Raw genomic sequence first — 26,931 nt, forward strand, 5'->3', positions numbered from 1 at the left:
TTGCTTAGATTTGAACCGAAATTAAAGAATTAGGAAATATGCGAAACCTTAAAATTTATCTCATTTTTTTATTGTTGTTAGCCAATTTGGTGAATGGGCAAGCACAAACTGAAGAAATGAAATTAAGTTTGAAAGAAGCTTTACTGAAAGCATCAGAGAACAATTGGGAGATTAACAAAGCGAAAGCGCAAGCCCGCGCCGCAAAAGCAGACTATAGACAAACAAATTCTGTTTTTTTACCAAATGTGAGTCTTTCTCATACGGGAGTGGCGACAACAGATCCCTTAAGTAGCTTTGGATTTAAACTAAAACAGGAAATTACAACTGAGGCAGATTTTAATCCTTCAGTACTAAACGATCCTGATCAAACACGAAATTTTAACACCAAAATAGAGGTGCAGCAACCTTTATTTAATTTGGATGGAATATATGGAAGGAAAGCGGCTAATGCTTCAATGAAAGCAGTCGATTTCAAAACGGAAAGGACCATAAAGTATACAAAATTTGAGGTGAAAAAGGCATACTATCAACTTGAATTAGCAAAAGAAGCAATCTCAGTTCTTCATTCCTCAAAAGAAGCTGCGCTTTCAGCTTTGGAAGTGAGCGAAAATAATTTGAAACAAGGTTTTATTAAGGATGCTGATTTATTATCTGCAAAAGTTCGTGTATTGGAAATCGATAATCAGTTAGCAGATGCAAGTAATCAGCAAAAAAGTGCCGGAGAATATTTAGCTTACTTGCTAGGTTTAGAAATTAATGTTGCTATTGTTCCTACTGATAATTTAGAGAATAAACCCAGCTTACTTAACGGAATAGATCAGGAATTTAAAATTGAAAATCGTTCTGATATAAATGCCTATAAAAAAGGTGTGGAAGCAAGAGAAAATATGTTAAAATCTCAGAAGATGCAGTTTCTCCCTCGCTTAAATGCCTTTGGTGCTTACGAATGGAATGATGATCAACTATTGGGAACCTCAGCAAATAACTATCTAATAGGAGCTAGTTTATCATGGAATTTGTTTAGTGGTTATAAGAACATTGCTAAGGTACAGAAAGCAAAAGCTGAATTGAAAATTTCTGAATTGGACTTTGGTGAATATCTTTCTCGAAACAATATGGAAATTCAATCGGCAAAACGAAATTTAAAAGTAGCATACGATAAAATTGAATTGAGTAAACTAGCTAAAGAGCAAGCCGAAGAAGTACATAGAATTAGAAGCAATAGATACAAACAAGGATTGGAAAAAACTACAGACTTGCTTTATTCAGAAGCGGTTTCCATGTCAAAGAATCTCGATTACATCAATAGTTTGTTCAATTATCATGTTGCCGTTTTTCAATTGGAATTACTGCTCGAAAAAGAATTACAATAAACAATCATACTAAAGAATCTACGAAATGAAATTAAGGATTTTATCAATCATAGCAATTACTGCATTGGGAATAATAGGATTAGAATCCTGTGGAGATGCAAATAAGGCAAAAGAGACAAAAAAGGCAGATATCATAGTTAGTGTAGGAGTCGCTAAAATGACAAACAAAGCTGAATTATTAAGTTTCTCAGGTAAACTGGAATCGGAAACTCATTCTAACTTGAGCACACGATTAATGGGACAAATTGCCAAAATTAATGTAGAAACAGGCCAAAAAGTAAAAGAAGGTCAAATTTTGGTTGAAATTCATGCTAAAGACATTCTTGCAAAAAAAGCACAAGTAAAAGCGAATCAAATAGAAGCTGAAGTAGCCTACAAGAATAGTAAGAAAGATTACGATCGATATGTAGTTTTATTCGATCAAAAGAGTGCTTCTCAAAAAGAGATGGACGATATAACAACACAATATAATATGGCAAAAGCCAGATTAGAAGCAGTGCAGGCAATGGAAGTTGAAGTTGATGAAATGCTTCGCTACACAAGCATTAAAGCCCCTTATAATGGTGTAATTACTCGTAAATATATGAATGAAGGAGATTTAGCATCTCCAGGCATGCCATTGCTCGCCATCGAAAAGAAAGGTGAATTTAAGGTGATGGCTCGAATTCCTGAGAACGAAATCGGAAAGATCAAAAAGAATGATCCTGTTTTTGTTCAGATTAGTGCTATGGGAGATGTGAAAATAAAAGGTCTGGTATCGGAAGTCAACCCATCTTCGCAATACACTGGAAATCAATTCGAGGCTAAAATTGTTTTGCAGCCAAGTAAGGAGCAACAAAGTAATCTATTTAGTGGAATGTATGCCAATGTTTTGATTGAAAAAGGGGCAATGCCATCGATTATGATACCTGAAAAAGTTTTAGTTCATAAAGGTCAATTAACCGGGATCTATACTGTAAGCGAGAGTGGAACAGCAATGTTGCGTTGGCTTCGATTGGGAAAAACCATTGGCAATCAGGTGGAAGTTTTATCAGGCTTAAGTGATGGTGAAAAATACATCATTTCCTATCAGGGGAAAATTTGGGATGGAGCTAAATTAACAATTCAATAATTACAGCGGGTCGTTACATTCAAAAAATAGACACATGAAAACAGGATTTGCAGGCCACATAGCCAAACTATTTATAAATTCTAAATTAACTCCGCTCTTGATGGTTGCCTTTATGGTAATAGGTATGTATAGTGCTTATTTAACACCAAGAGAAGAGGAGCCACAGATTGATGTTCCAATTGCAGATATATTTTTAAGATATCCAGGAGCGAGCCCTTCTGAAATAGAATCCAGAGTAATGCAACCACTCGAAAAGGTGGTGGCGAACATTCCCGGTGTAGAGTATGTGTACTCCACATCTATGCCAGGTCAAGCAATGCTTATTGTACAATTTTATGTTGGCGAAGATATAGAAAGATCTTTGGTGAAAATGTACAACGAAATTATGAAGCATATGGATCAAATGCCGAAAGGTACTTCTATGCCGCTAATTAAAACTCGTGCTATTGATGATGTTCCCGTTTTAGGCCTGACTTTTTGGAGTAAAAACTATGATGATTTTCAGCTAGAAAGGTTAGCTCAGGAAGTAAATAACGAAATTGAAAAAGTTACTGATGTTTCAGAAACAAAAGTAATTGGTGGTCGATCACGTCAGCTACGAGTAGTCTTGAATCGTGAAAAAATGGCCAGCTACAATATAGATGCTTTAAGCATATCTCAACAAATTAAAATTGCGAATCAACAAGTTGGTTCAGGTTCGTTTAATAATCACGATACCGAATATTTAGTAGAAACGGGGCGTTTTCTTGAAAATTCAGAAGATGTTGAAAATTTAGTTGTAGGTGTTTACAAAGGCAGTCCTATTTATTTAAAACAATTAGCACAAGTAATAGATGGACCAGAAATACCTTCACAATATGTAAGCTTTGGCTATGGTCAAATTAATGATGCCAAAGAGAGCTCAAAAGGTGAGTACCCTGCGGTTACTCTTTCCATAGCAAAACGCCGGGGAGCGGATGCCATGAAAGTTGCCGAACAAATTTTAACCAAAGTGAGTGTTTTAAAAAAGGATCTTATTCCTTCAGATGTTCAGGTAGAGGTGACTCGGAATTATGGTGAAACTGCTTCAGATAAAGTATCTGAATTGCTAATGCATCTGTTGGGTGCAATAATAGCCGTAACCTTTGTGGTAATGTTGGCCATGGGATGGCGAGGTGGTTTGGTAGTGTTTCTATCCGTACCAATTACCTTCGCTTTGACCATGTTTAGCTACTATTTCCTCGACTATACATTGAATCGTATCACCTTGTTTGCTTTGGTTTTTGTAACTGGAATTGTAGTCGATGATTCCATAATTATTGCAGAAAATATGCATAGGCACTTTAAAATGAAGCAATTGCCATTTATGCAAGCGGCATTACGGTCTATCGACGAGGTGGGAAATCCAACCATTTTGGCAACATTTACTGTAATCGCAGCAGTTTTGCCAATGGTTTTCGTTTCCGGATTAATGGGACCTTATATGAGTCCTATGCCAATTGGTGCCTCCATTGCCATGATATTTTCTCTTTTAGTAGCTCTAACTATTACTCCTTATTTGGCTTATCGATTGCTGCGCTTCAAGGAAAAAGATGACTCAACCGAGAAAGCCTTTCGATTAGAAGATTCCATGGTTTACAAATTGTACAAAGCTACAATTCTACCAATGCTCGAATCAAGGTGGAAAAGATGGGGATTTATTGGAATTATCAGTTTTCTTTTACTTGCATCTACAACTTTGATTTACTTCAAGCAAGTAGCTGTTAAAATGCTTCCATTCGATAATAAGAATGAATTTCAGGTTATTATTGATATGCCAGAAGGAACTACACTTGAGCGCACTGCCGTGGTTACAAAAGAATTGGCTGCATATATTTCAGAACAAGAAAATGTGGTTAACTATCAATCCTATGTAGGTACTGCAGCTCCGATGAACTTTAATGGCTTGGTTCGTCATTATGATTTGCGAAGGGGTTCAAATGTAGCTGATATACAGGTGAATTTAACCCATAAAAACGATCGCGACGAACAAAGTCATGATATTGCTAAAGAGATGAGACCAGGACTGCAGAAAATAGGTGAAAAATTTAATGCTAATGTTAAAGTTGTTGAAGTTCCACCAGGACCACCTGTAATGTCGACCCTAGTTGCTGAAATTTATGGACCAGATCAAAAAGAGCAGCAAAAAATTGCCTCTCAGGTAAAATCTATATTTAATAAAACAGATGATGTAGTCGATGTAGATTGGTTGGTAGAAGACGATCAAACCGAATTCCAGTTTACTGTGAATAAGGAAAAAGCGATGTTGGCAGGAGTCTCAACTCAACAAGTGGTATATACGTTAAATATGGCTTTGCAAGGAAACGAAGTTAGCCAACTATATCAGGAGTCGGAACACAACCAGGTAGGTATTGATTTGAGATTGCAGGAGCAAGACAGAAGTAGCTTATCCGACTTGAAAAGAATTAATATTTTGAGCCAAAGTGGAGAGTTAATTCCATTAGGGGATATTGTTTCTATACATGAAAAAATAAAGGATAAAAGCATCTATCGCAAAAATCAGAAACGTGTAGTTTATGTTACTGCTGATGTTGCAGGTCAATTAGAAAGTCCTGTTTATGCGATCATGAACATAGCTGATAACCTTAGTGATGTTGAAGTTCCCGAAGGGTATCAGTTAACTGAAGAATACACCCAGCAACCTTTTTTTGAAAACGATTATAGCTTAAAATGGGATGGAGAATGGCAAATAACCTATGAAGTTTTCCGCGATTTAGGAACCGCTTTTGCAGTTGTTTTACTGGTAATTTATATGCTGATTATTGGTTGGTTTCAGAATTTCAAAGTACCTTTTGTAATGATGATATCCATTCCTTTATCATTGGTTGGAATTTTGATTGGTCATTGGCTATTGGGAGCTTTCTTTACTGCAACATCAATGATCGGACTAATTGCCCTTGCTGGAATAATGGTCCGGAATGCCATTCTCTTAATTGATTTTATCAATCTTCGTTTGGATGAAGGGGTAGCGTTAAAAGAAGCGGTTATTGAAGCAGGCGCTGTTCGAACAACACCTATTTTGCTTACAGCAGGAACCGTAGTAATTGGAGCTGTGGTGATTTTATTCGATCCAATTTTTCAGGGATTAGCCATATCTCTAATGGGAGGATCTATAGCTTCTACATTTCTAACCTTGGTTATTGTTCCTTTAATTTACTACATGACTGAGAAAAAGAAATATGCAACAAAAGAACAGGAAACAATAGTTAGTGAGGACAAAGAATAATTGTATTAAACGAATTTAAAGCCCTTAATTTATGAAAGTTGTAATCATTTTTTGCGTGAGTTCCTTTTATGATAATTTAAAAAAAATCTATCAGATTGCTAATATTAGTGCTTATAGTGAATTTGATGTGAAAGGATATACTAAAAAGGCAGATAAAAATGGAGGCAATTCGAACTGGTTTGCTTCCAATAAAGAATACTACGATTCAACAGCAACTTTTTCTTTTCTATCGGAAGATAAAGCATTGATACTAATGAATCAAATCTCTGAATTCAATAATACGATTGATTGTTGTAGTCCGATCCATGCCTATATGCTGGATGTTGATAAATTTATTTAAACTATAAATCATTTTTAAAATGAGAGAAAGAATTTTTAGAGCAATTGTAGGCACAATGGTGTTAGTAAGTATTTTATTAGCTTTTTATGTAAATATAAATTGGCTGTTATTAACCGCTTTTGTAGGTCTTAATTTACTACAATCATCCATTACAAAATGGTGTTTGCTTGATGATATATTAAAGAAAGTTTTTAAAGTGGAAAATTAATCCATTTTAGTTTTAGTTTTGGATTTTAGCCCTGAATGCAAATTCAGGGCTTTTTTTATGTGTATATCTGTTGTAAAGAAGCCTATTTCTATTCCATAAGAATGAATATTCTATATCTTTGCCAAAATAATACAGAACTTATGATACAATCTAAAGAACAAGCATATAAAATCCTGGATACACAGGTAAAAGGAATTCCCTATGAAGCTATTGATTTTTTAAGGAATCAGGAGGAGAGTGAAGAACTAACTAAAAAATTGGCATTCGCGTTGAAAAATGCTTACAATGGTAAAATTTACTATTCCGAAGAGTACCGTGTAATGCTGCCAGCTCCTTTATGGTATGCTGTAGTAGCGGAGAAACACTTGTCTGAAGATCTTTTTGAACCTTTACTGGAACTGTTCACGACAGAGGAAGATTGGGATTTGATGAATGAACAAGCGGTGTATTTGGTTGGACTACTTGCAAAAAAATACCCCAATGCCTTTATTGATAAAGTATTGTATTTCATAGAGGAGAATATAAAAAAAGAGAATAAAACGCCTTATCTTTTTTGTTTCGAAGCTTTGTATTATGCAAAAGAGGAAAAATTTGAACACATTCATTCCATTTTAGAAAAAGAAAATTTTCATTGGCTAGATCACTACATTCGAATATTGGGCGATTTAATGAGAAAAGATACACTTGCAAAATTCAAAGAGTTATTGCCAAATTTTAAAGGAAAACATACTGCCATTGAACTTCAGTATTATATTGATGCAATGGAAGGAAAGGAGATTGACTTTCAAAAAGGAAGCGCATTTTGTGAAATGCGGGATTCGGAGTGGAAAAATCATTATGAGAATTTAGAGCACATTTTTGCTTCAACAAATTCCCCTATTTCTCAAGATGGAAAGATCAATAGAAATGATCCATGTCCATGCGGATCGGGTAAAAAATACAAACAGTGCTGCTTGAAAAATCAGGCGTAAAAATATTTTTCAGAATAGTATAAAACGGTTTTATTGATCCAAAAAGGAGAATAAAACCGTTTTTTGTTAGAAAGTCAATTAACTAAAAATTTATGTTGGAGCATAAAAAATGTTATTAGAGATTAAGAGTCTAATTTCACAAACTAAAGAGCTAATATTTGCTTTTGTTATTTGAATTGATTTTTATGGAATACTTATTTTACTTGTGAAGATCAATATAAAATAAGAATCTAATCACTATTTTTAGCCATTCAGCAATAATAATATACATGAGTGAACATATACAGCTAAAAAAGGAACTCTATCAATTAGCTTGTGAGAGTATTGCATTTAAAATTGAAGAGAATAAAAAAGCATTGGCAGATTTAAAAGAATCGGTAGGTAGTGAAAGTAAAAGTACCGCAGGAGATAAACATGAAACCGGACGTGCAATGATACACCTCGAACAGGAGAAAGTAGGCAGACAAATGCAAAACAATCTAAAATTAAAGAAAGCCATTGATAGCTTGCGTCCTGAAAATAAGTCTCATAAAGTAGGTCTGGGGGCTCTGGTAATTTGCGATAAAATTCGTTTTTATGTTATGGCTTCCCTTGGCCAACACACCCTGTACGGTAATAAATATTATTTTGTGTCGATGAAATCAGAAATTGTACAAGCCTTTTTAGGGAAAGAACAAGGAGCTCATATAGAATTTAAGGGCCAAATTTATACTTTAAAAGATATTGTTTAAAGATAGATTATTGCATTTCTGCTGGTTGTTTATAGTTGGCACCTCAAAATTCTCTATCTGCTCAGCATTTTCTAAGCCATAAATATATCACTTACTAATCAGAATTATTTTTCTGTTTTAGTAGTTCATTTCGTGACATTTACAATGTTGTGTGCGCTCGTAATGTTATTCACTTACCATACAAGTTTGGTGTGCCATTTTACTGATTTCCTGAATGGCACCAAATAAATCATTCAGCTCATCATCGCTGGGTTCACTACGGTGGTACTTTTCTAAAGAACAGATCGATTGGATATTCTCGTACTTTAAAATACGCTCTTTTAGATTTTTATCAACAGGCATAATTCCTTCCAAGCCATAAATAAGATCGCTATATGTATGGTTTTCAGGTAAGTTTTGATGAAAATCAAGCATCGCCATAATGTACCCTTCTAAAGACATCGATAACATATTGTATCGAATTGTATTACCGAGTAAACTTTTCTTGCCTTTGGGAGTTGCTCCCTTTAAAAATTGATCTCCATCTTGCATCCACCGATTCCAATTTAGTTTTCTTGCGCTCATATTTTCACTTTTTATAGTATTAGTAATTTAGTTTTGAATTTGTTAACATCCCGAATTGCAAGACGAACATGCACTCTTGCAGTTTTCAATTTCAGACTCAGAATTTTTTCCATCTTGAGTGGATAGAGTAGGTAGTTTATTCTTGTTTAATAATTCAATATTTAAGTACAGATATTTTCCTTCTGCCGGATACAAGCTAATTCCCATTTCGGTGAATAGATGGACAGCCATTATCGGCATCTTTCTTATAATAACAGATAAAATACCTTTACGTTTTAAGGCAAAACTAATATTGCCAATTTTATTTGCGAAGGAGTTAACAGGTTCCCATTCATAGGTTTTGTTCAAACTATCATAAGTACAATAGTATTTTGCATCATCAAAATTTTCACAAATTATGTTTTTATTATCCTCACAATCAACTACAGGTATCAATACTTTCATAATTCATTTATTAGTTTGTAACTCAAAATAAGATAGTTTGCAACAAACAAATTGAATGCCTAAAGTGTTTAATTCTGATTATGAGTATGTTATGGTGTGTGTGGTGATGAATAAATTGCATTATTGTAGAAATAGTATATATATTCTACAATAATGTAAGATCGAATGATGTTCTACCTGTCTAAATAAAAATAACTTACAATGTAAATATATTCTCACAGATTTGGTGTAAGACATAATTCTATGTGAAAAATATTTACCAATAGGAGTTATGGAAGGTTTATTCTAAGTGCCAATAGATAGTTAAGGAATATTTTTGAGTTGAATGCAGTATTTTTACTTTAGCCTGGAAGTTCCTGATTGTGGAGTAGCCGAATTATATTGGAGCGATGCATAAGCAAAATTAAAAGGCTACACATGAGTAAGTAGTATAAAATAAAACTACTGCTATGAAGTAAAAATTCACTGATGGGTAAGCTTACGGCAAGAAAAATAGACCCAAGCGATACATATTGGAAGAGCCACTTAACGATAAAATAAATACCTACTGAGATGAACACAGGTAAGGGTGCTATTAATACAGATGCACCTAAGGTGGTATTCACACCTTTTCCACCTCTAAATTTTAAAAAAACACTAAAATTATGCCCAATTATACAAGAGATAGCAAGCATGTATACATAAATATCTTCATCTGTTTGGCTAACATCACTCAAATAAAAGTAAAGTGAGACAGGTATTGCACCTTTCATCATATCTAATATTTGAGTAATTATAGATAATTTTTTGCCCGCAATTCGTTTTACATTTGTAGATCCTACATTTCCGCTACCAAAGTTAAGAATATTTTTTCCGGTGTAATATTTAGTTAGCAGAAAACCAACAGGAATTGAGCCTAGTAAGTAGCCTAGTATCAATAATATTATTTGTAAGATAATATTCATGGTAATTCCGTTAGAATTCGTAACGCTTCCTTCACATGCTTCCCGGCCTGAATTTGCGAATTAAACATAAAAATCACTTTGGCGTTTTTATTAACAACGTAAGTAACCCGACCAGGTAGTAAGCCAAATAAACTAGTAGGAACTCCAAATAGCTTACGAACATTATTATTGGTATCGCTTAGTAAAGTGTAGTTAAGGTGATGTTTTTCTGCAAATTTCCGATGACTCTCTACAGATTGTCCACTTATTCCTATTATTTCAGCATCCGAATCGGAAAATACTGCCAATTGATCCCGAAAGGAACAAGCCTCTTTGGTGCAGCCAGGACTATCATCTTTGGGATAAAAATAAATAACTAGATTTTTTTTCCCTAGTATTGAATCAATTGAAAACAAATTACCTTTCTGATCCTTGAGTTCAAAGGATGGGATTGTATCTCCAAGCTCTAGTTTCTTCATGCTATTTGATTTTGAATTCATACTTAAGTATGCTATAAGCAAGAATGAATAGATTAATAAATAAACTAAATAGAAGTTTCTATATTTTTTATACTTGGGATTATTGGGGTATAAATTGCCAAAAAGCCCTTTCAATTCTTTTCGAAAAACGGGTTTAAAATTAATCAGCCAATTATCTGTTTGATAGACTATTTTTCGAAAATTACTTCTATAGTAACCCAATGGTAAACCCCAATTAACAAAGAGTAGTAACCAAATATTATTGGTAATATATTCCATTGCATCATTTTTTAGGAAACCACGGAATAAACGAACTGGTTTTGTTAATATATTCTTGATAAGATGGCTTCTTATTTTGTAAGCTTTTTTCAAGCAAGTCTACACCAGAAACTTTAACAATTAGTATTGTCATCAATAATGAACCAATTATTTGCCAATAGCTGCCAGCAGCTATACTAAATAAAGCATAAGCCCACCAAACTGCAGCATCACCAAAATAATTAGGATGACGAGTATATCTCAAAAATCCTGTAGTTAGGACTTTACCCTTGTTTCTGGGATCTTTTTTAAATACTGCCAGCTGGTAATCTCCACCTGCTTCAAAAGCAAAACCGACGAGCCATATTAAAATTCCAAGGTAATCGATCAAGCCTATATTGGCTGATTTAGAGTTTTCCGTAACTCCTAATAAAGGTAGAGATACCAGCATAATTAATGCTCCTTGCAGCAGAAAAACCTGAAAATAACTGAACCACCAATAACGTTTGGGTCCATAGTTTCGTCTGAATTCCTGATACCTAAAATCTTCTCCTTTTCCGATATTTCGCCATGCAAGATAGATTGAAAGTCGTAATCCCCAGACACTTACTAAAACCCATACAAGTATTATTCGTCCGTTTAATTCTTCGCACATTAGAGAGTAAAAACTAGCAACTATTACAAATCCTAATCCCCAAAATAGATCTATAATACTTACATTTTTTATGGAAATACTATAGATCCAAAGTAAGGTGACAAGAATGAATATGATGAGCGAAGCCTGTAAAAATAGTACCGACATATCGAATAGAATTAAGAGTTATACATTAATGCTATTGCCAGTGAACCATTACCAGCATGCATCCCGATTACTGGAGATATATCGACCACCGAAATGGCTTTTATCCCAGTTGTTTTGAACATTTCGGTTTCTACATTTACGGCGCCATCAGGATTGTGGGCATGCAGAATAATGTAGTTCCAAATTTTTTTCCCTTTACTTATTTTTTTAATGTGTTTGTAGATTTTATTCAAACTAGCTTTTTGACTAAATGTCTTACCAAACAAAAGGGATTTACCATATTTGTCCATCGAAATTACAGGATTTAAACCAAACATATTTGCAATAAAACCCTTTGGTTTGGAAACCCGGCCACCTTTAATCATGTATTTTAAATCCTTAACGCTTACAAATATTTTAGTGTTTTCTATATCTTTTGTAATGGATTTTATAATTGATTCAAAGCTTTTAGCAGATTCGACATATTGAGCTGCTTTAAGCACTATTAAGCCAAGAGCTCCCGATAAGTTTTTTGTGTCGATTACATGTATAGGTTTATTAAATTCGTAAGAAACACGTGCTGCAGCTTTTTTGCTATTGGAAAAGGTACCACTAAACTGACTAGTGAGATGAAGCGCAATAACGGCATCGTAATGAGTAGCGAGATGTGAATACACATTAGTAAAAATTTGTTCGTTAATTTGTGAGGTTTTAGGAAACTCACTTTCACTTTCCAGCATATCATAAAACTGATTGGGTTGAATCGTTACCTTATCCAAAAAGTGGTTTTGACCAAAGTTTAAATTAATAGGAACCATATGAATTTGATAATGATCCAGTAAATCTTTTGACAAATCACAAGTAGAATCGGTAAGGATTGCAATGTTCCATTTTCGATGAATAATCGCTTGCTGCTGACGAAGCATATCGTCAACTTTTTGGTAACTAATTGTTCCAATGTCTTTTAATTCATGAAAAAGTTTAGCGGGATAATTTGTGTGTAAATGCATACGACAAATGCTTTGTGAACCTGCTATTACCACCGAATCACCACTTTTACACAGTATCTTCTGAAGTTCCAATTTGCTTATAGTAAGCTGTTTTATTATTGCTTCGGTACAAAAACGATGAAGAATTGGTTCGTTGTTCATATCGTCGGAATGAATAAGAGTGAGGTTTTGTTGCGATTCTACCGCCAGATGGCGAATATTTGTGTCTTTTACAAAATCAATAATTCCTTTAATAAACAGAACAAATCCTTTAGCTCCAGCATCTACGAAACCTGATTTATTAACCACCTTTAGTGTGAAAACGGTTTCAGCCAAAGATTTCTCAAGCACTGCTAATGAATCTATTATTACCTTTTTAAAATCGTGAACGGAATCTTTTTTACTGGTCAGAAATTGAGACCATTCCTTAATTACGGTGAGCATTGTCCCTTCAACTGGATTGGCAATAGCTTCGTAAATATATGGGATCGATCTTTTTACACTACCAGCAAATTCAAATAAAGTAATAACAGAATGATTTTGGGTCTCACGGCTCAATCCATGTAGAAATTGAGCAAAAATTACTCCTGAATTTCCTCTCGCACCGAGTAAAGCTGCATCAGCAATATTATTTACTGTTTTTTTATAAGATTTATGAGGAGTGGTATTGTCAATTACCGAACGAATGGTTGATGCTAAATTTGTTCCAGTATCCTTATCATTAACAGGAAAAAAATTAATTTTGTTTATGGCAGCCTGATTTTTAAGTATTTGGTTTCCTCCAGCAATAAATGCGTAGTAAAGAAATTTTCCGTTAATAAAAGGGATGGTAATTTTATTCATTATAACTTAATTTAAGTTTTAAAAATATGTTAATACAAAATTCACTCTTTTCAATAGAATAAATTTTGATTAATGAACCATAATACCTCAATAAACAGGTCATCAAATATTCATTTACACTCTTAAATAATTTTATAGCTATTCGTACTGTTCTATTCTTATGAGTTTTGAAATATCATAGTTTCGTTTCTGCAGTCGAGAGAGCAAATTCTGGTATAGTTCTTCTTCCATGTGTGCCTTTCTGCTTAAAATCCAGAGATATTTATCTGAACTACTACCAACTACAGCCCATTGGTAATCTTTATCCAATTCCATAACATAGTAATCACCATAAAAAAACAAAAAGAAAGAAACTTTTAATTTCCCAGGTTCGTTCTCAGGATCAGGAATTTTGGCTTTTCCTATTGCTTGTGAGTATTCACCATTCAAACTATCTTTATATGCAGTATTTATCACACTTATTTTACCATCATCACGCAACAAATAATTTGCTTTAACACCAACAAGTCCACGTTCAAAGCGATTATCGTAACGAGCAATTTCAAACCAATTGCCTAAATATTTGTTAATATCAAGTTCACGTACACTTGAATTATCAATTTTTAAGTTTTGCGTCTCACATCCTGTAAAGCCTTTATTTATTATTGATGCAATTAACAATAGCATGAAAACATTAACAATTTTAGTCATTGTACATTTCGATTTTCATTGGAATATGTTTATAAAAAAATAAAATATCAATGGTAAAGTCATAGAAGCTTTTTATTTTTAATAAAATAATGCATTTCTAATAGAATGCAAAAGGCTAATTATAAAAAGATTATACTCTGCAGACTAAATTCAACTCTCAAATAGGAGAGAAGTTAGTATTGCAAACCTGCGTACAGTATGATTGTAGTTAAAACCATTTTCGCTTGCGGAAATAAAAGAGCATCCCTATCGCTACTAAAATCATAACAATCCACATAATAAAATAACTATATTCATAGTGGAGTTCAGGAACAACGTCAAAATTAGTTCCATATATACCAGCAATAAAAGTAAGAGGAATAAAAATAACAGAGAAAATAGTTAAAAATTTCATGATATCATTCAGCTTACTACTAATTGTGGTATGATATATATTTAGCTGGTCGGAGAGAATTTCTCGATAACTGTCCGAGGATTCACTTGCCTGATTAATATTATCCAATAATTCCCTAAAATGTACATCTGTTGAGTCACTGATCAGATCAGATTCCATTTTTGAGAGATTCAGAATCATTTCTTTTGCAGGTTTCACATTTTTCCGAAGAAAATTTAATTCTCTTTTATAAGTGTTAATTTCTTCAATAATAGATTGTTTAGGATCTGCCAATAAATTTTCTTCCAGATTTTCGATTTTTTCACCCAATACGCTAATAATATAGATGTAATTATCGATGACAATATCAAGCAGAGCAAAAGCTAAATAATCGGTTCCTGATGTACGAATTCGTTTTTTGTGTTTCCTGATTCTTTCGCGAACAGGTTCAAAAACATCTCCTCTTTTTTCCTGAAATGTAATTAGAACAGTACTAGTAAGAATTAAGCTTAAATTCTCAACCTGAATTAGATCTGTTGCATCATCGTGCTGCAACATTTTAATGGAGATGTAAATACAATTATCATAATCTTGAACCATTGGTCTTGATTGAGTATTCATTACACTTGCCATCACTAAAGGATCAAACTGAAAACCTTTGGTAATTTCAGACATAATTTCAGTATTGTGAATTCCATCGATATTAAACCAGGTAACAGTTTCTTTTTCTTGATATTTTAATACTTCGTTAACCGTTTCAATAGCATTCTCTTCCATATTTCTCGAATCAAAATCGATAACGCGTAACAAAACCTTATCAATTTTTTGCTCTCCTCGAAATAATAGATCATCAGGTGAGATACCTATTTCGTGTTTAGATTTTTTAATAAATCGAGCCATATTTTCGTTTTAATCGTTTATACTTCCAATTCCTTTTAACAAGCGACCTAATATATCCGCTCCTGTAATGATGCGTTTATTTTCTTTCTGCCAGAATAGTACAATATCCTTGTCCAATGGATCATCTGAGGTAATATCCATTTTTGTTTTTAGCTTCATTATTACTTTTCCAAGATTTGATAAGTAATTAGTAAGTACGATAGGTACATGGCAGTAATTTTTGATATCTGCATTAGCTGAAGAGAAAAGTACAGCTCGAATAAAGCCATCGGCATCTAAAACCAATTTTGGCAAATCATTTTCATCGGTAAAAATAATCCATTTTTCACCTGATTTATTGATTAATTTCAGAAAAGGATCTTCAGTCGTAGTGCTAAATTTAGGGAAAACAATACGATTTAGCTGAGTTTTTAATTTTATAATACTTAATGGATTAACAGCTTCACCTTCTTGAGTAATAACAACATCATCCATAGAAAAAAAATTAATAGCACCAGTTCCTTCTACATGATCAATCTCACTACCCGAACCTTCCATGTGTTTTTTAATAAATAACTTGATGTTGCTCTCGGCAAAGTATTGCACCGATTCTTTGCCCAACCAACTATCCAACATAAGAGCACTGGGTTTGGCAACAGGATAAAGAAGAAATTGATAAAATTTTAAAGCAGAGGATAGGATGGATGCCATTCTAAGAGCGTTTCGAGAGAAGTAAGCTTGCGGAATAATTTCTCCAAATAAAGTAATTATCCCTGTTGAAAAAGCAAAGGAAACCAGACCTGCCATTACCGAATCGGATAGCAAAGTGAGTAAAACATTTATGGCCACATTTCCCCATAAAATGGTAGTCAGTAGAAAGTTAGAGTCTTTTCTCATGGCCAATACTTGTTTGGCTCCCTTAGCACTCGATGATTCAGCTTCAATTTCGAGCCGAAGACGAGTTAGACTAAAAAATGCCAAATTAAGTCCTGAGAACATTGCCGACTGCGACAAACAAAATGCAATGCCAAACCAAATAAATAATTCATTCATAAGTAAAGTTCGATGCTAGTGCTTCGTAAAGTATTGTTTAAATACAATTAAAAATAAGATATTTTATGGATTTTATTCCCGTTATTGATTTTTTTTGTGACAGTTGATATTATGATCGTTAATCATATATAACAAAATAGAAATGAATTGTATTGCGAGAAAAATAACTAGTCTTCTAACTATAGGTAACATATTAGTTCTGAACAAACAGACTTTTGGCTGGCTAAAAAATTAACATAAAAAAAAGCCACCTAAATAGGTGACTTTATAAATTGTTTCTTAAAGCACAATGCGCAAAAACAGCAAAGGATGATGAAGAAAAAGAAAGTTGTATTTTTTGGAGGAAAACTGCTGTAGATAAGGAAATATTCCAGACGAAAATTTTTATTCGGAAATTAAAATACCTTTTAATGCAGGATCGGGGTCATCCTGTACTCCCGTTATTTTAACTTTATAAAATTGGTTTCTTTTGATATTTTCACCTAAAAACTCTACAGGAATATAGTGTTCACCATAACCATAATTAATATTTTCTTTAGATTTTTCAACTAAAACTGACTGATGTTTCCCAATAAAGCTTTTTCGATATTCAATTTTCATTTCTTCGGATAAATTGCGAAGAATTTCGCTTCTTTTGTTTTTAGTTTGCTCATTTACCTGATTAATCATTCTTTCTCCTCTTGTTCCTTTTCGAATAGAATATTTAAAGGCATGAATATGGCCAAACTTAATTTTTTTACTTAGTTCACAAGTTGCTAAAAAGTCTTCATTCTGCTCATTAGGAAAACCTATGATAACATCTGTAGTAATATTAAAATCAGGATTTTGACTTCTAATTTTATCAACCGTAGCCTTGAATTTTTTAGCAGTATACATCCTTCTCATTTGAAGTAAAACTGACTCTGATCCACTTTGTAAACAAAGATGTAAATGTGGAGTCATTTTAGGATGTTTTAGTAAACTAATAAATTTGTCGCCAAAGCCATCAGGCTCTATAGAGGAGATACGCAATCGAAAATTACCTTCTAAATCAAGAATTTGTTCAACAAGATCATCAAATTTGTAGTTTTCAAATTCATACCTGCCAATATTAACCCCAGTAATAACAATTTCCTTAGCTCCCTGAGCAATTACCTCACGAATATTTGTGAGAATATCATTTATGGGGCGACTTTTAGCTCTACCTCTCACGGATGGAATGATACAGAATGTACAAAAATTATCACAACCATCCTGTATTTTAATCATGCTTCGGGTATGAAACCCCTTATCAGTAGCTCCATAAGAAAACAGATCAACATTCAATTTTGAAGGATGTATAATTTCACCATCAAAATGAGCTTCCACCAATGAAAAAACAGAAGTTTTCTGATCATTCTCAACAACATAGTTGATTTCATCCTGATTTTCTAATTCTTCTTTGGCATTATTTGCCATGCATCCAGTTACAACAAGAACCGAATCTTTGTTCCTACGATTTGCCTGATTGATGAAATTTCTTGACTTATGATCACTTTGGTGTGTTACAGTGCAAGAGTTTATGACATAAACATCTGCTGATTCGCTGAAAGGAACAAGCTGATATCCTTTGTTTTGGAATTGTGAGGCCAGAGCATCTGTTTCATATTGATTAAGTCTACAACCTAGAGTTTTAAAAGCTACTTTTTTCACGAAATATATTCTTTACAAGTTATCAGATCACCTTCAACTGAAAAATCAGATGCAGATGTTATTTTCACATCAACAAATTCACCAATTAGACTTTCGTTCGTCGATAAGAACCTTACATTTATTCTTCCTTCGGTTAGTCCGGTAAGATATCCATCGTGTCTGGCTTGGCTTTTCACCAAAACCCGAAAGGATTTATCGACCATACTCAAATTGTAATTTTTGGAATGAACTTTTAGATCCTCAGTCAAAATATGATGTCTTTCTTTTTTTACATCCCGAGGAATATCATCAAACCATCGGTGACTTAAAGCTCCAGGTCGGGGAGAATACATGGCAATATATGCCATATTATACTTGAATTCATTCATTGCTTTCCGAGTATTCTCAAACTGCTCTTCATTTTCACCAGTAAAACCGACAATTATATCGGTAAATAATGTTGCTTCAGGAATTAGACGTTTTATTGTTTGAACAATTTGTCTGTACTTTTCTAAGCCATGTTTACGATTCATATGGATAAGTACCTTTTCATCACCCGATTGCAAAGGAAGATGAATTTGCTTAGCAAGACATTTATATTGAGCAATTACCTCTATTACTTCATCAGTCATATCTCGTGGATGCGGAGATGTAAAATACAACCAGAATTCACTTTTCATCTCTAATCCTAATTGACCAATTTTCCGTAATAATTCTGGAAAGTCGATCTCATCTCCTTTTTTATCAAGTCCGTATGAATTCACATTTTGACCTAATAAAGTTATGGATTTAAAACCACGATTTACTAAACTTTTGACCTCCTGAATAATATCAGCGGAGGGACGAGATACTTCTCTTCCTCGCGTATAAGGAACTGCACAAAAGGAACAGAACTTATCACAGCCATTTTGAATGGGAACAAAAGCCTCAAATTTAGTGCTGTAATCTGGTTTTACATTCCAAAATTCAGAGATATTCTCGTTATGAGCATCAAACCCCTGCTGTAAACCAACAGCCGTAGTAATTCCATATTGTTGAATCATTTCTGGCAGATTGGGTAAATCTTTCATTTGAAAGATAATATCAAATAATTTGAGAAATTTATCCAAATCGGATGGAAGAATGCAACCAGAAACAAAAGTAATTAGGTTGCGTTTATTTTTCCAAAGATTCCATTTATGAATTTTACAGTAGACTTTATCGATGGCATTTTGACGAACCGAGCATGCCAAAATACCAATGAGATTTGCTTCGTCCTCATTATCTGTCCATTGATAGCCCATGTTTTCGATCACTGAGCGAACTCTTTCACCGTCAGAGGCATTCATTTGGCAACCTAGTGATACAAGATGATATTTCATTTTTTTTCCTTAAAAGTATACTTCAGTGTGAATTGGACCTAGTGAAATACCCTGTTTTTCAAGAATATCGTAAGCTTCATAAATCATATGGCAATTACCACACAAATAACAAACAGTATCTGAAGGGATAGGATTTTTAAGAAGATATTCGGTAACGCGTCCCTTAAAATCGCCAGTTTTTTCCCGAGAAGTACATAAAATATATTTGCCAGTTGGATAGCTTTCTTTTTCATAAGCCTCTTCTTGCAAACGTACTCCATGAAGAACTTTATAATCCATTTCAGGATGACTATTTACAAAACTATGAATGGGAGAGATACCTGTACCAGTAGCAATAAATAGAAATTTTTTCTTTGCAATTTCTGAGTCTTCCAAAGAAAAGTGGCCAAATGGTCCATCTACATCCAGAAAATCTCCATTTTTACATCTTTTTAGTTTTTTTGATACCAAGCCATTTTCTACTTCTTTAATTAGAACCTCTAGGTATTCATCCTGTTCCGAACTGTATATAGAGTATTCTCTTCGATCAATACTTCCAGAAAATCCTAAGGTAATGTATTGTCCTGTTTTAAAAGTAAAATTGTTTTTTTCCATTCTGATCACATAAGTGGAATCAGTAAGGTTTCTTATTTCAATAACTTTGTGTGATTTCATTTTAATTCTATGTATTCTATTTTATTGTTCCATCAAAACGAAAAATATTTATAAAACCATTTTACGCAATGTGGAATCATTACAAATAAACGAATACAAAAAAAGAGAAAAAACTCCGAATTAACAAGTATAAGAGGATCTTTAAGTCTGTATTTACAAAAATCTATGCATAATCTTTAAAAAGGGGAAAGCTACTAAACAATTATTCTAGATAATTATTTTTGGAAGAAAGGATCATATTGTTACAATTAACTGATTTTGTGTATGTTTGATGTTTGTTTTTAATGTTTTAAGTGTCTGAGAATTGAATATTTTATGTAGTCCTTGCTCATTGCCAAGCTTACTTTATTCTGATCGACTTAAATCTCATTAGGTTTTAGAAAAAGTGGAAACAAACACAATGCATAAAAAAATCATTAAAATAGAAAATTTACCAATTCGCCAATTTTTAAGTTTGAATCTAAATTAAAAGATCATTTAAAACTTATTTCTGTAAATAGCACAAAAAATTAGTGAAGAAATTATTCAGAATAAATTCACTATTGTCAGGATTAATTCTAGTTTATTCCCTAAATGATAATTTGGCTTTTTATGAGTATTTAAAACTAAGCAGCGAAAATTTGGCACTTCAAATTTTGAGAAACTAAAAAATGGTGAAAGGTAATTATCGTAACATATAAAATGGAGCATAGTCACTTCACTCGCAATGCATCAACAATACGTTTCTTATTTAGTTTTCATCACAATAATTTCTTATGAGTATCGGTAGATCTTTAATATCTTCCCAATCCATATGTGCACAAATAGAGAGTCGCAATCTAGCTGAGTCTTTAGGTACTGCTGGAGGTCTTATGGGAAATACTAAGAAACCTTTTTTTTGTAAAAACTCAGCCAAATTAACGCATTTTTGACTATCTCCAACAATTACAGGAATGATATTAGAATCCCCTATTATATTGATATTGTGCTTTTTAAATTCACTTCGTAATTGGTTGGATATAGAATGCAAATGCTCTCGTTCCAGTCTCATTTTAACAATTGTACGCAACATAATATGGTTCCAGCTAACAACAATAGGAGGCAATGCTGTTGTGAAAATTAAGGATCGCATTTTATTAATTAAAAACTCCTTAATAATTGAATTGCAAATTACATAGGCTCCAATCGAATTCATCGATTTACCAAAGGTTCCAACTAGTAAATCAATATCCGCAAGGCATTTTTTTTCTTCCGACAATCCAAGGCCTTTTAAACCTCTTACACCCAAAGCATGGGCTTCGTCGATGTATAAAAAACAATCGAATCGCTTTTTAATTTCGATGAGTTTTCCCAGGTCAGCTTGGTCACCATCCATGCTGAAAATTGATTCACTAACAATGAAAATCTGATCGTAATCATTTCTCTTTTCTTCTAGAATATCAATTAGATGGTCGTAATCGACATGCTTAAAACTTATGTAGTCGGCATTTGTTAAGCGGATTCCATCAATAATGCTGGCATGATTCAGTTTATCCGAAAGGATTAAGTCATTTTTTCCCGTTAAAGCGGGTAAAATTCCAATATTTGCATGGTAACCTGAATTAAAAAATAGGGCAGAAGAACCATATAAATTTTCCAACTCTACTTCTAGTTGTTCGTATTCCTTAAAATTTCCAGTAAGTAAACGAGATGACCCAGAACCAAAATTAATTCCTTTTGGACGTGGAATGTTTTTTTTACTAACTCCTAAATAATCATTTGAAGAAAGATTAACTTTATAGTCACCAGCCGAAATATTTTTTAAAGACCGTAAATTGCCAGATTCTTTTAAAAATTGTAATTCCAGTTTGTATTTATTCAATTTTTGATCCATTATTTTATTGTGTTGATACAAATAAAATCAAAACTTACTCTGAAAGTATAATATAATCTTTAAGCAGTAGAAGAGATAATATTCTCTACTTACTTTCTGAATGCAAATGGAACTTCACCCCAATTTAATAGAGAATAGAGGTGTTAATTATATTTGCATATACTATTCGCAGTTGGGGATAATTACACTATCTTAAAAGATAAAAAACTACATATCCTTGTTGCACAGCATAATAACTAACGCATGTATTCTGTCTTGATCCTATTATATTTTTTTCTAATCGAATCAAACATTTCAGCATCCCATTAGCCATAAAATTACAGTTGCCTATAGTATTACGAAATAAACAATGGGCAAAAAACATTTTAAATTTCAAATATACTATATGGTAGTCAAAAATAGCACCCCGTAGAAATCACAATTGAATATACAAAAATCAAAAATAATGATTCTATTACAAAAGCCTTAAAACTATAATTTATCTTTTAAAACAGTGATTTTATCATGATACTTTAAAACATATATGGCAAGTTGTAATTTAAAATGTTATTTGTTCGTTAACATGGCATTTCTGTTCTTTATTTTCTTTTTTTTAAATTAAATTGCCCATCATTTAAAACAAAATCATGAAACAAAAAACAATTATTATTTTATTTGGTTTACTATTTTCATTAAGTTTAACCTTATCAGCACAAAAAATTTACGATCCTTCACTTAATGCAAAAGATCAGATTACAAATGCAGTAAGTAAAGCAAAAAAAGAGAGGAAACAGGTACTTATTCAAGTTGGAGGGAACTGGTGTCCGTGGTGTATCAAAATGCATAAGTATTTGCATGCCGAAGCTGAATTAACAAAACTTTTAGAAGATAATTTTGTTTTTATTGAAGTGAATTATAGCAAGGAAAATAAGAATTTGGATGTTTTGGCAGAACTTGGTTATCCTCAACGTTTTGGTTTTCCTGTAATGCTTGTATTGAATGATAATGGAGAAAGGATACACACTCAGTCAACTGGTTACCTGGAGAATGGCAGTACCTATGATTTTGAAAAAGTTAAATCCTTTTTATATAACTGGCGTACAGATGCTTTAAATCCAATGAACTACAAATAACTAAAAGGGTATTATAGATTATCAACTCCTTTTTTTATTTGAATAAATAAATAAATGTACTTTCTTTGTACAAAAATTCTAATATTAGGATTAATTTTAAGCAAATAATTATTAAAAATAGAGGATATTATGACAATTTCAAAAGATAAAGTTGTTTCGGTTACTTATGAATTAAAAACTGATCTTTCGGGAGAAATTATTGAAAAAGCAGTTGCTGAAACTCCACTTACTTATTTATGTGGTGCTGGACAAATGCTAGAAAAGTTTGAAGAAAAATTGATGGGTCTTAAAGTTGGAGATTCTTTCGATTTCAAATTAGAGACTGAAGAGGCATATGGTCAGGCATCAGAAGAAGCTGTAATTGATCTTCCAAAAAATATTTTTGAAGTAAATGGTGAATTCGATTCTGAAGTTATTGCTGTTGGAAATGTTGTACCTATGCAAGATAATTCTGGTCGTAGAATGAACGGAATTGTTCTTGAAGTGTCCGAAGAAATCATTAAAATGGATTTTAATCATCCACTTGCCGGTGATACTCTTTATTTCAATGGAGAGGTTACCGAAGTTAGAGATGCTACTGATGAAGAAAAACAAGCTGCTTATGCTCCTCAGGGAAGTTGCGGTAGTGGATCTTGTGGCGACTCAGAAGGTTCTTGTGGCGACGGAGGATGTGGTAGCTGTGGTTGCTAATTTCTTAAAAACATTATTTGAGCCCAAAAGCCCTTGCTTTTGGGCTTTGTTTTTTTAGTCTTATCCATTATATTTGCATCTTACCCCAAAAAAAGCTTTGTTATGTGGAAAAAAACACCTCTCTATGTGAAAATACTATTAGGAATGGGCCTTGGAATTTTAGCAGGATTGTTTGCTGTTTATTTTAACCTCTCTGAGATCAGTAACGATTGGATCAAACCTTGGGGTGTTATTTTCTTGAATCTTCTAAAATTAATTGCAGTTCCTTTAATTTTCACCTCATTAGTAAAAGGAATTTCTAGTTTATCCAATATTTCAAAACTTTCACGAATTGGTATCAAAACCATTTCTCTTTATGTAATTTCTACAGTTATTGCTGTTAGCTTCGGTTTATTTCTAGTCAATTTTATTGAGCCTGGCAATACATTTCCCGATCATAAAAAACTTGAATTGCAAGAAAAATTCAATTCAACCGTTGATTTAAATAAGAATCTTGCCTCTGAACTTAAGAATGAATCTCCTCTTAAATTTCTTGTTGATGTAGTTCCCTCAAATTTCTTTGAAGCAGCTACCGATAATTCCAAAATGCTACAGATTATTTTCTTTGCTATTTTATTTGGTATCGCAATGGTTATTCTGGAAGAGAAAAAAATTAAAGTCGTTAGAGAATTTTTTAATGGGATAGATGCAATAATCTTAAAGATAATTGATCTTATTATGCTATTTGCACCTTACGGTGTATTTGCCTTAATTACTGGATTAATTGTTGATTTTTCGGGTGATATGGATTTGTTTTCAGCTCTAGGGCTATATGCCTTGACCGTAATTTCAGGTCTTTTGATCATGATATTTGTGATTTATCCACTCTTTTTAAAATTCTTCACACCAATAAAATATTCCAATTTTTATAAAGCGATCTCTCCAGCCCAATTATTAGCATTTTCTACTAGTTCAAGTGCTGCAACGCTCCCTGTTACAATGGAGAGTGTTGAAAATAAAATAGGAGTATCAAACGAGGTGGCTAGTTTCGTTCTTCCCGTAGGTGTAACCATAAATATGGACGGAACAAGCTGTTATCAGGCAATTGCTGCAGTTTTTATTGCACAGGTTTTTGGCGTCGATTTAGATATTTACGATCAGTTAATTATTGTAGTAACTGCTACTATTGCTTCAATTGGATCTCCAGGTGTACCAGGAGGAAGTATTGTAATGTTAATTATTGTTTTGACATCTGTTGGAATTCCTGTAGAAGGTTTGGCACTAATATTAGGTATTGATAGGCCTTTAGATATGCTGAGAACCGTAGTAAATGTTACAGGTGATGCAACTGTTGCTTCCATTGTTGCTGTGAGTGAAGGTAAATTAGATCCAGTACCTGAAGTTTTAGTTGAAAAAACCCATATTTAGAGCAATATTCCTTTGGTTTCCTATTTGTGTTTATTTTTTTGTAAAAATAGATGAACAAAAATGATTGTCATTTGTTTCTTCATTGAACCATTAAAACAAATGTTATGAAATCCAGGAATTATAAATTACATTTAGGAGTATTTTTCATGCTCTTTCTTTTCGTATTTACAGTCGCCTGTAAAGAAGATGATGACGATGACGATGTGCAAATTGAAACTATGGAAGAAACCATAGTAGATATAGTAGTAGATACTGACGATTTTTCCATTTTAGAGGAAGCTCTTAGCAAAGCTGATTTAGTAACTACCCTTAATGGAACCGGTCCATTTACAGTTTTTGCTCCTACAAATGACGCATTTGAAGCCCTATTTACGACACTAAATATTACGGGTATTGAAGATCTTAGTGCTGATGATTTAACACCCATACTTTTGTATCATGTACTTGGATTTGAGGCAATTTCTGCAGATTTATCCAACTCATATGTTGAAAGTTTGAGTACCTACGATCCAGGAGATTATTCTATTCAAATTCTAGTAAATGTAGATTCAGGGGTTGAATTGAATGGTGCAACTAATGTTAGTTCTGCTGATGCTTTGGCTTCCAATGGTGTGATTCACACAATCGATCAGGTTCTGCTTCCACCTACAGTTGTTGATATAGCAATTGCAAATTCTTTGTTTGAAAATTTAGTAGCTGCAGTAGTAAAAGCAGATTTGGTAGATGCCCTCATAGCTGACGGCCCTTTTACTGTATTTGCACCTACTGATGAAGCTTTTGAAACTCTTTTTACTGAATTGGGAGTTAGTGGGATTGATGATTTGAGTGCAGAAATCCTGTCACCAATACTTCTTGCGCATGTTGTGTCGGGAAATGTTAGAGCTGCCGATGTTAGCACAGGTACGGTAGCTACTTTAAACCAAGATTTTGATTTAGATATCGACACCGAAGGATCAGGTGTAGTTTTAAACGGGAGTTCCAATGTTATAGCTACTGATGTACAAGGTAAAAATGGAGTTGTTCATGTTATTGATAAAGTGATTGTACCTTCAGATGAAGAGGAACCTCAATCAATTTATGACATCGTTTCGGCTAACAGTGATTTTACTATTCTAATGGAATTCCTCATTTCAATGGATTTGGATGAAACACTCGATTCAGATGGAACATTTACTGTTTTTGCACCTACGAATGATGCATTTGAAATCCTGTTTTCCAATCTTGGAATAAACCATTTTTCTGATCTTTCGGAAGGAGAAGGAACCCAAATATTACTATATCATGTTTTGGGAAGCATAGAAATGTCTACGGATCTAAATTCTGGTTATGTTGAAACGCTAAGTTTATTTCCCCAAACTGATTTTGGAATTCAATTATTAATTGATACAGAATCCGGTGTCCTACTTAATGGATCTAGCAATGTCACAACCCCAGATGTTGAGGCTTCAAACGGAGTTATTCATATTATTGATGAAGGATTAGTTCCTCCAACTGTGGTTGATTTAGGAATTGCAAATCCATCATTTACTCATGTAACAGCAGCAATAGTAAGAGCGGGTTTAGAAGATGATCTTAGGGCAGATGGACCATTTACTGTTTTGGCTCCAACCGATACCGCTTTTGAAGAATTATTTACCGATTTAGGCGTTTCTGGTATTGATGACATTGATGCTGACGACTTAAAGAATATATTACTATACCATGTTGTTTCGGGTAATATAAGATCAACAGATGTTACTGCGGGTACAGTAGAAACCCTTAATGCTGACGCAGATCTTGTTGTTACTATAGATGGATCAGATGTAATAATTAATGATGACACAAATATTATTGCAGCTGATGTTCAAGGAGTGAATGGAGTTGTTCATGTAATTAATAAAGTCCTTATACCAGACTAAAAAAGCAATAAAACCTGCAGTCTTTCTGCAGG

Annotated in this window: 24 protein-coding genes; 11 read left to right on the forward strand and 13 right to left on the reverse strand. The window is 33.3% G+C overall.

Translation table 11 applies throughout. The features are described from left to right. The first annotated feature begins 38 nt into the window (after nucleotides 1–38). The 7 genes from ABYT26_RS01065 (at nucleotide 39) to ABYT26_RS01095 (ending at nucleotide 7,999) form a co-directional block, all read left to right on the forward strand. Nucleotides 39–1,373, forward strand: a complete 1,335-nt coding sequence (locus ABYT26_RS01065; protein ID WP_372751026.1) for a TolC family protein — start codon at nucleotides 39–41, stop codon at nucleotides 1,371–1,373. A 25-nt stretch (nucleotides 1,374–1,398) separates the two neighbouring features. Next, complete coding sequence (locus tag ABYT26_RS01070) at nucleotides 1,399–2,484, forward strand: efflux RND transporter periplasmic adaptor subunit (protein ID WP_372751027.1); 1,086 nt, start codon at nucleotides 1,399–1,401, stop codon at nucleotides 2,482–2,484. A 34-nt stretch (nucleotides 2,485–2,518) separates the two neighbouring features. Next, nucleotides 2,519–5,749, forward strand: coding sequence for an efflux RND transporter permease subunit (locus ABYT26_RS01075; protein WP_372751028.1), 3,231 nt, complete (start codon nucleotides 2,519–2,521; stop codon nucleotides 5,747–5,749). A 31-nt stretch (nucleotides 5,750–5,780) separates the two neighbouring features. Then, complete coding sequence (locus ABYT26_RS01080) at nucleotides 5,781–6,089, forward strand: hypothetical protein (protein WP_372751029.1); 309 nt, start codon at nucleotides 5,781–5,783, stop codon at nucleotides 6,087–6,089. 19 nt (nucleotides 6,090–6,108) lie between these two features. After that, on the forward strand, nucleotides 6,109–6,297 hold the full coding sequence (locus tag ABYT26_RS01085; RefSeq protein WP_372751030.1) for a DUF2892 domain-containing protein: 189 nt from the start codon (nucleotides 6,109–6,111) through the stop codon (nucleotides 6,295–6,297). 140 nt (nucleotides 6,298–6,437) lie between these two features. Beyond that, nucleotides 6,438–7,268 carry a YecA family protein gene (locus tag ABYT26_RS01090; RefSeq protein WP_372751031.1) on the forward strand — a complete coding sequence of 277 codons (831 nt, stop codon included), beginning with the start codon at nucleotides 6,438–6,440 and terminating at the stop codon, nucleotides 7,266–7,268. Nucleotides 7,269–7,537: 269 nt separating this feature from the next. Beyond that, complete coding sequence (locus ABYT26_RS01095) at nucleotides 7,538–7,999, forward strand: hypothetical protein (RefSeq protein ID WP_372751032.1); 462 nt, start codon at nucleotides 7,538–7,540, stop codon at nucleotides 7,997–7,999. Nucleotides 8,000–8,164: 165 nt separating this feature from the next. Here ABYT26_RS01095 and ABYT26_RS01100 read toward each other — a convergent pair whose 3' ends face one another. The 13 genes from ABYT26_RS01100 to ABYT26_RS01160 form a co-directional block, all read right to left on the reverse strand. Continuing rightward, nucleotides 8,165–8,563, reverse strand: a complete 399-nt coding sequence (locus tag ABYT26_RS01100) for a hypothetical protein (protein WP_372751033.1) — start codon at nucleotides 8,561–8,563, stop codon at nucleotides 8,165–8,167. Nucleotides 8,564–8,605: 42 nt separating this feature from the next. After that, nucleotides 8,606–9,007, reverse strand: a complete 402-nt coding sequence (locus ABYT26_RS01105) for a hypothetical protein (RefSeq protein WP_372751034.1) — start codon at nucleotides 9,005–9,007, stop codon at nucleotides 8,606–8,608. 341 nt (nucleotides 9,008–9,348) lie between these two features. Further along, entirely contained in the window at nucleotides 9,349–9,951 is a 603-nt protein-coding gene (plsY, locus tag ABYT26_RS01110) for a glycerol-3-phosphate 1-O-acyltransferase PlsY (RefSeq protein ID WP_372751035.1), read from the reverse strand. Further along, the gene (locus tag ABYT26_RS01115; protein WP_372751036.1) at nucleotides 9,948–10,409 is read right to left on the reverse strand and encodes a peroxiredoxin; all 462 of its coding nucleotides are present in this window, start codon (nucleotides 10,407–10,409) and stop codon (nucleotides 9,948–9,950) included. The genes plsY and ABYT26_RS01115 overlap by 4 nt, the downstream gene beginning before the upstream one ends. 283 nt (nucleotides 10,410–10,692) lie before the next feature. Next, a complete protein-coding gene (locus ABYT26_RS01120; protein WP_372751037.1) occupies nucleotides 10,693–11,469 on the reverse strand; it encodes a DUF1295 domain-containing protein in 777 nt (258 codons plus the stop codon). 11 nt (nucleotides 11,470–11,480) lie between these two features. Further along, entirely contained in the window at nucleotides 11,481–13,280 is a 1,800-nt protein-coding gene (locus ABYT26_RS01125; protein ID WP_372751038.1) for a DegV family protein, read from the reverse strand. Nucleotides 13,281–13,418: 138 nt separating this feature from the next. Continuing rightward, nucleotides 13,419–13,970 (reverse strand): lipocalin family protein, encoded by a 552-nt coding sequence (locus ABYT26_RS01130; RefSeq protein ID WP_372751039.1) that lies wholly within the window; start codon nucleotides 13,968–13,970, stop codon nucleotides 13,419–13,421. 208 nt (nucleotides 13,971–14,178) lie between these two features. Next, entirely contained in the window at nucleotides 14,179–15,243 is a 1,065-nt protein-coding gene (corA, locus tag ABYT26_RS01135; protein ID WP_372751040.1) for a magnesium/cobalt transporter CorA, read from the reverse strand. Between the two features lie 9 nt (nucleotides 15,244–15,252). Next, nucleotides 15,253–16,275: a DUF21 domain-containing protein gene (locus ABYT26_RS01140; RefSeq protein ID WP_372751041.1), complete on the reverse strand. Its 1,023-nt coding sequence runs from the start codon at nucleotides 16,273–16,275 to the stop codon at nucleotides 15,253–15,255. A 384-nt stretch (nucleotides 16,276–16,659) separates the two neighbouring features. After that, complete coding sequence (mtaB, locus tag ABYT26_RS01145) at nucleotides 16,660–17,946, reverse strand: tRNA (N(6)-L-threonylcarbamoyladenosine(37)-C(2))-methylthiotransferase MtaB (RefSeq protein WP_372751042.1); 1,287 nt, start codon at nucleotides 17,944–17,946, stop codon at nucleotides 16,660–16,662. Next, complete coding sequence (gene miaB / locus ABYT26_RS01150; RefSeq protein WP_372751043.1) at nucleotides 17,943–19,286, reverse strand: tRNA (N6-isopentenyl adenosine(37)-C2)-methylthiotransferase MiaB; 1,344 nt, start codon at nucleotides 19,284–19,286, stop codon at nucleotides 17,943–17,945. Before miaB ends, mtaB begins: the two co-directional genes overlap by 4 nt. Before the next feature lie 9 nt (nucleotides 19,287–19,295). Beyond that, on the reverse strand, nucleotides 19,296–19,940 hold the full coding sequence (locus ABYT26_RS01155; RefSeq protein WP_372751044.1) for a ferredoxin--NADP reductase: 645 nt from the start codon (nucleotides 19,938–19,940) through the stop codon (nucleotides 19,296–19,298). A 730-nt stretch (nucleotides 19,941–20,670) separates the two neighbouring features. Further along, nucleotides 20,671–21,792, reverse strand: coding sequence for an aminotransferase class I/II-fold pyridoxal phosphate-dependent enzyme (locus ABYT26_RS01160; RefSeq protein ID WP_372751045.1), 1,122 nt, complete (start codon nucleotides 21,790–21,792; stop codon nucleotides 20,671–20,673). A gap of 626 nt (nucleotides 21,793–22,418) precedes the next feature. Between ABYT26_RS01160 and ABYT26_RS01165 the strand changes: the two genes are divergently transcribed. The 4 genes from ABYT26_RS01165 (at nucleotide 22,419) to ABYT26_RS01180 (ending at nucleotide 26,899) form a co-directional block, all read left to right on the forward strand. Then, the gene (locus ABYT26_RS01165) at nucleotides 22,419–22,904 is read left to right on the forward strand and encodes a thioredoxin family protein (RefSeq protein WP_372751046.1); all 486 of its coding nucleotides are present in this window, start codon (nucleotides 22,419–22,421) and stop codon (nucleotides 22,902–22,904) included. Between the two features lie 129 nt (nucleotides 22,905–23,033). After that, nucleotides 23,034–23,594 carry a peptidylprolyl isomerase gene (locus ABYT26_RS01170; protein WP_372751047.1) on the forward strand — a complete coding sequence of 187 codons (561 nt, stop codon included), beginning with the start codon at nucleotides 23,034–23,036 and terminating at the stop codon, nucleotides 23,592–23,594. Between the two features lie 102 nt (nucleotides 23,595–23,696). Next, nucleotides 23,697–25,001, forward strand: coding sequence for a dicarboxylate/amino acid:cation symporter (locus tag ABYT26_RS01175; RefSeq protein ID WP_372751048.1), 1,305 nt, complete (start codon nucleotides 23,697–23,699; stop codon nucleotides 24,999–25,001). Nucleotides 25,002–25,105: 104 nt separating this feature from the next. After that, entirely contained in the window at nucleotides 25,106–26,899 is a 1,794-nt protein-coding gene (locus tag ABYT26_RS01180) for a fasciclin domain-containing protein (protein ID WP_372751049.1), read from the forward strand. Nucleotides 26,900–26,931: the final 32 nt, after the last annotated feature.

It is taken from the genome of Labilibaculum sp., from assembly GCF_041595635.1.
In the GTDB taxonomy this organism is placed as follows: domain Bacteria; phylum Bacteroidota; class Bacteroidia; order Bacteroidales; family Marinifilaceae; genus Labilibaculum.

Excerpts from the sequence above, each read along its gene's own strand:
- ABYT26_RS01065 (WP_372751026.1), top strand. The coding sequence starts at position 39 with ATGCGAAACCTTAAAATTTATCTCATTTTTTTATTGTTGTTAGCCAAT.
- ABYT26_RS01070 (WP_372751027.1), top strand. The coding sequence starts at position 1,399 with ATGAAATTAAGGATTTTATCAATCATAGCAATTACTGCATTGGGAATA.
- ABYT26_RS01075 (WP_372751028.1), top strand. The coding sequence starts at position 2,519 with ATGAAAACAGGATTTGCAGGCCACATAGCCAAACTATTTATAAATTCT.
- ABYT26_RS01080 (WP_372751029.1), top strand. The coding sequence starts at position 5,781 with ATGAAAGTTGTAATCATTTTTTGCGTGAGTTCCTTTTATGATAATTTA.
- ABYT26_RS01085 (WP_372751030.1), top strand. The coding sequence starts at position 6,109 with ATGAGAGAAAGAATTTTTAGAGCAATTGTAGGCACAATGGTGTTAGTA.
- ABYT26_RS01090 (WP_372751031.1), top strand. The coding sequence starts at position 6,438 with ATGATACAATCTAAAGAACAAGCATATAAAATCCTGGATACACAGGTA.
- ABYT26_RS01095 (WP_372751032.1), top strand. The coding sequence starts at position 7,538 with ATGAGTGAACATATACAGCTAAAAAAGGAACTCTATCAATTAGCTTGT.
- ABYT26_RS01100 (WP_372751033.1), bottom strand. The coding sequence starts at position 8,563 with ATGAGCGCAAGAAAACTAAATTGGAATCGGTGGATGCAAGATGGAGAT.
- ABYT26_RS01105 (WP_372751034.1), bottom strand. The coding sequence starts at position 9,007 with ATGAAAGTATTGATACCTGTAGTTGATTGTGAGGATAATAAAAACATA.
- plsY (WP_372751035.1), bottom strand. The coding sequence starts at position 9,951 with ATGAATATTATCTTACAAATAATATTATTGATACTAGGCTACTTACTA.
- ABYT26_RS01115 (WP_372751036.1), bottom strand. The coding sequence starts at position 10,409 with ATGAAGAAACTAGAGCTTGGAGATACAATCCCATCCTTTGAACTCAAG.
- ABYT26_RS01120 (WP_372751037.1), bottom strand. The coding sequence starts at position 11,469 with ATGTCGGTACTATTTTTACAGGCTTCGCTCATCATATTCATTCTTGTC.
- ABYT26_RS01125 (WP_372751038.1), bottom strand. The coding sequence starts at position 13,280 with ATGAATAAAATTACCATCCCTTTTATTAACGGAAAATTTCTTTACTAC.
- ABYT26_RS01130 (WP_372751039.1), bottom strand. The coding sequence starts at position 13,970 with ATGACTAAAATTGTTAATGTTTTCATGCTATTGTTAATTGCATCAATA.
- corA (WP_372751040.1), bottom strand. The coding sequence starts at position 15,243 with ATGGCTCGATTTATTAAAAAATCTAAACACGAAATAGGTATCTCACCT.
- ABYT26_RS01140 (WP_372751041.1), bottom strand. The coding sequence starts at position 16,275 with ATGAATGAATTATTTATTTGGTTTGGCATTGCATTTTGTTTGTCGCAG.
- miaB (WP_372751043.1), bottom strand. The coding sequence starts at position 19,286 with ATGAAATATCATCTTGTATCACTAGGTTGCCAAATGAATGCCTCTGAC.
- ABYT26_RS01155 (WP_372751044.1), bottom strand. The coding sequence starts at position 19,940 with ATGAAATCACACAAAGTTATTGAAATAAGAAACCTTACTGATTCCACT.
- ABYT26_RS01160 (WP_372751045.1), bottom strand. The coding sequence starts at position 21,792 with ATGGATCAAAAATTGAATAAATACAAACTGGAATTACAATTTTTAAAA.
- ABYT26_RS01165 (WP_372751046.1), top strand. The coding sequence starts at position 22,419 with ATGAAACAAAAAACAATTATTATTTTATTTGGTTTACTATTTTCATTA.
- ABYT26_RS01170 (WP_372751047.1), top strand. The coding sequence starts at position 23,034 with ATGACAATTTCAAAAGATAAAGTTGTTTCGGTTACTTATGAATTAAAA.
- ABYT26_RS01175 (WP_372751048.1), top strand. The coding sequence starts at position 23,697 with ATGTGGAAAAAAACACCTCTCTATGTGAAAATACTATTAGGAATGGGC.
- ABYT26_RS01180 (WP_372751049.1), top strand. The coding sequence starts at position 25,106 with ATGAAATCCAGGAATTATAAATTACATTTAGGAGTATTTTTCATGCTC.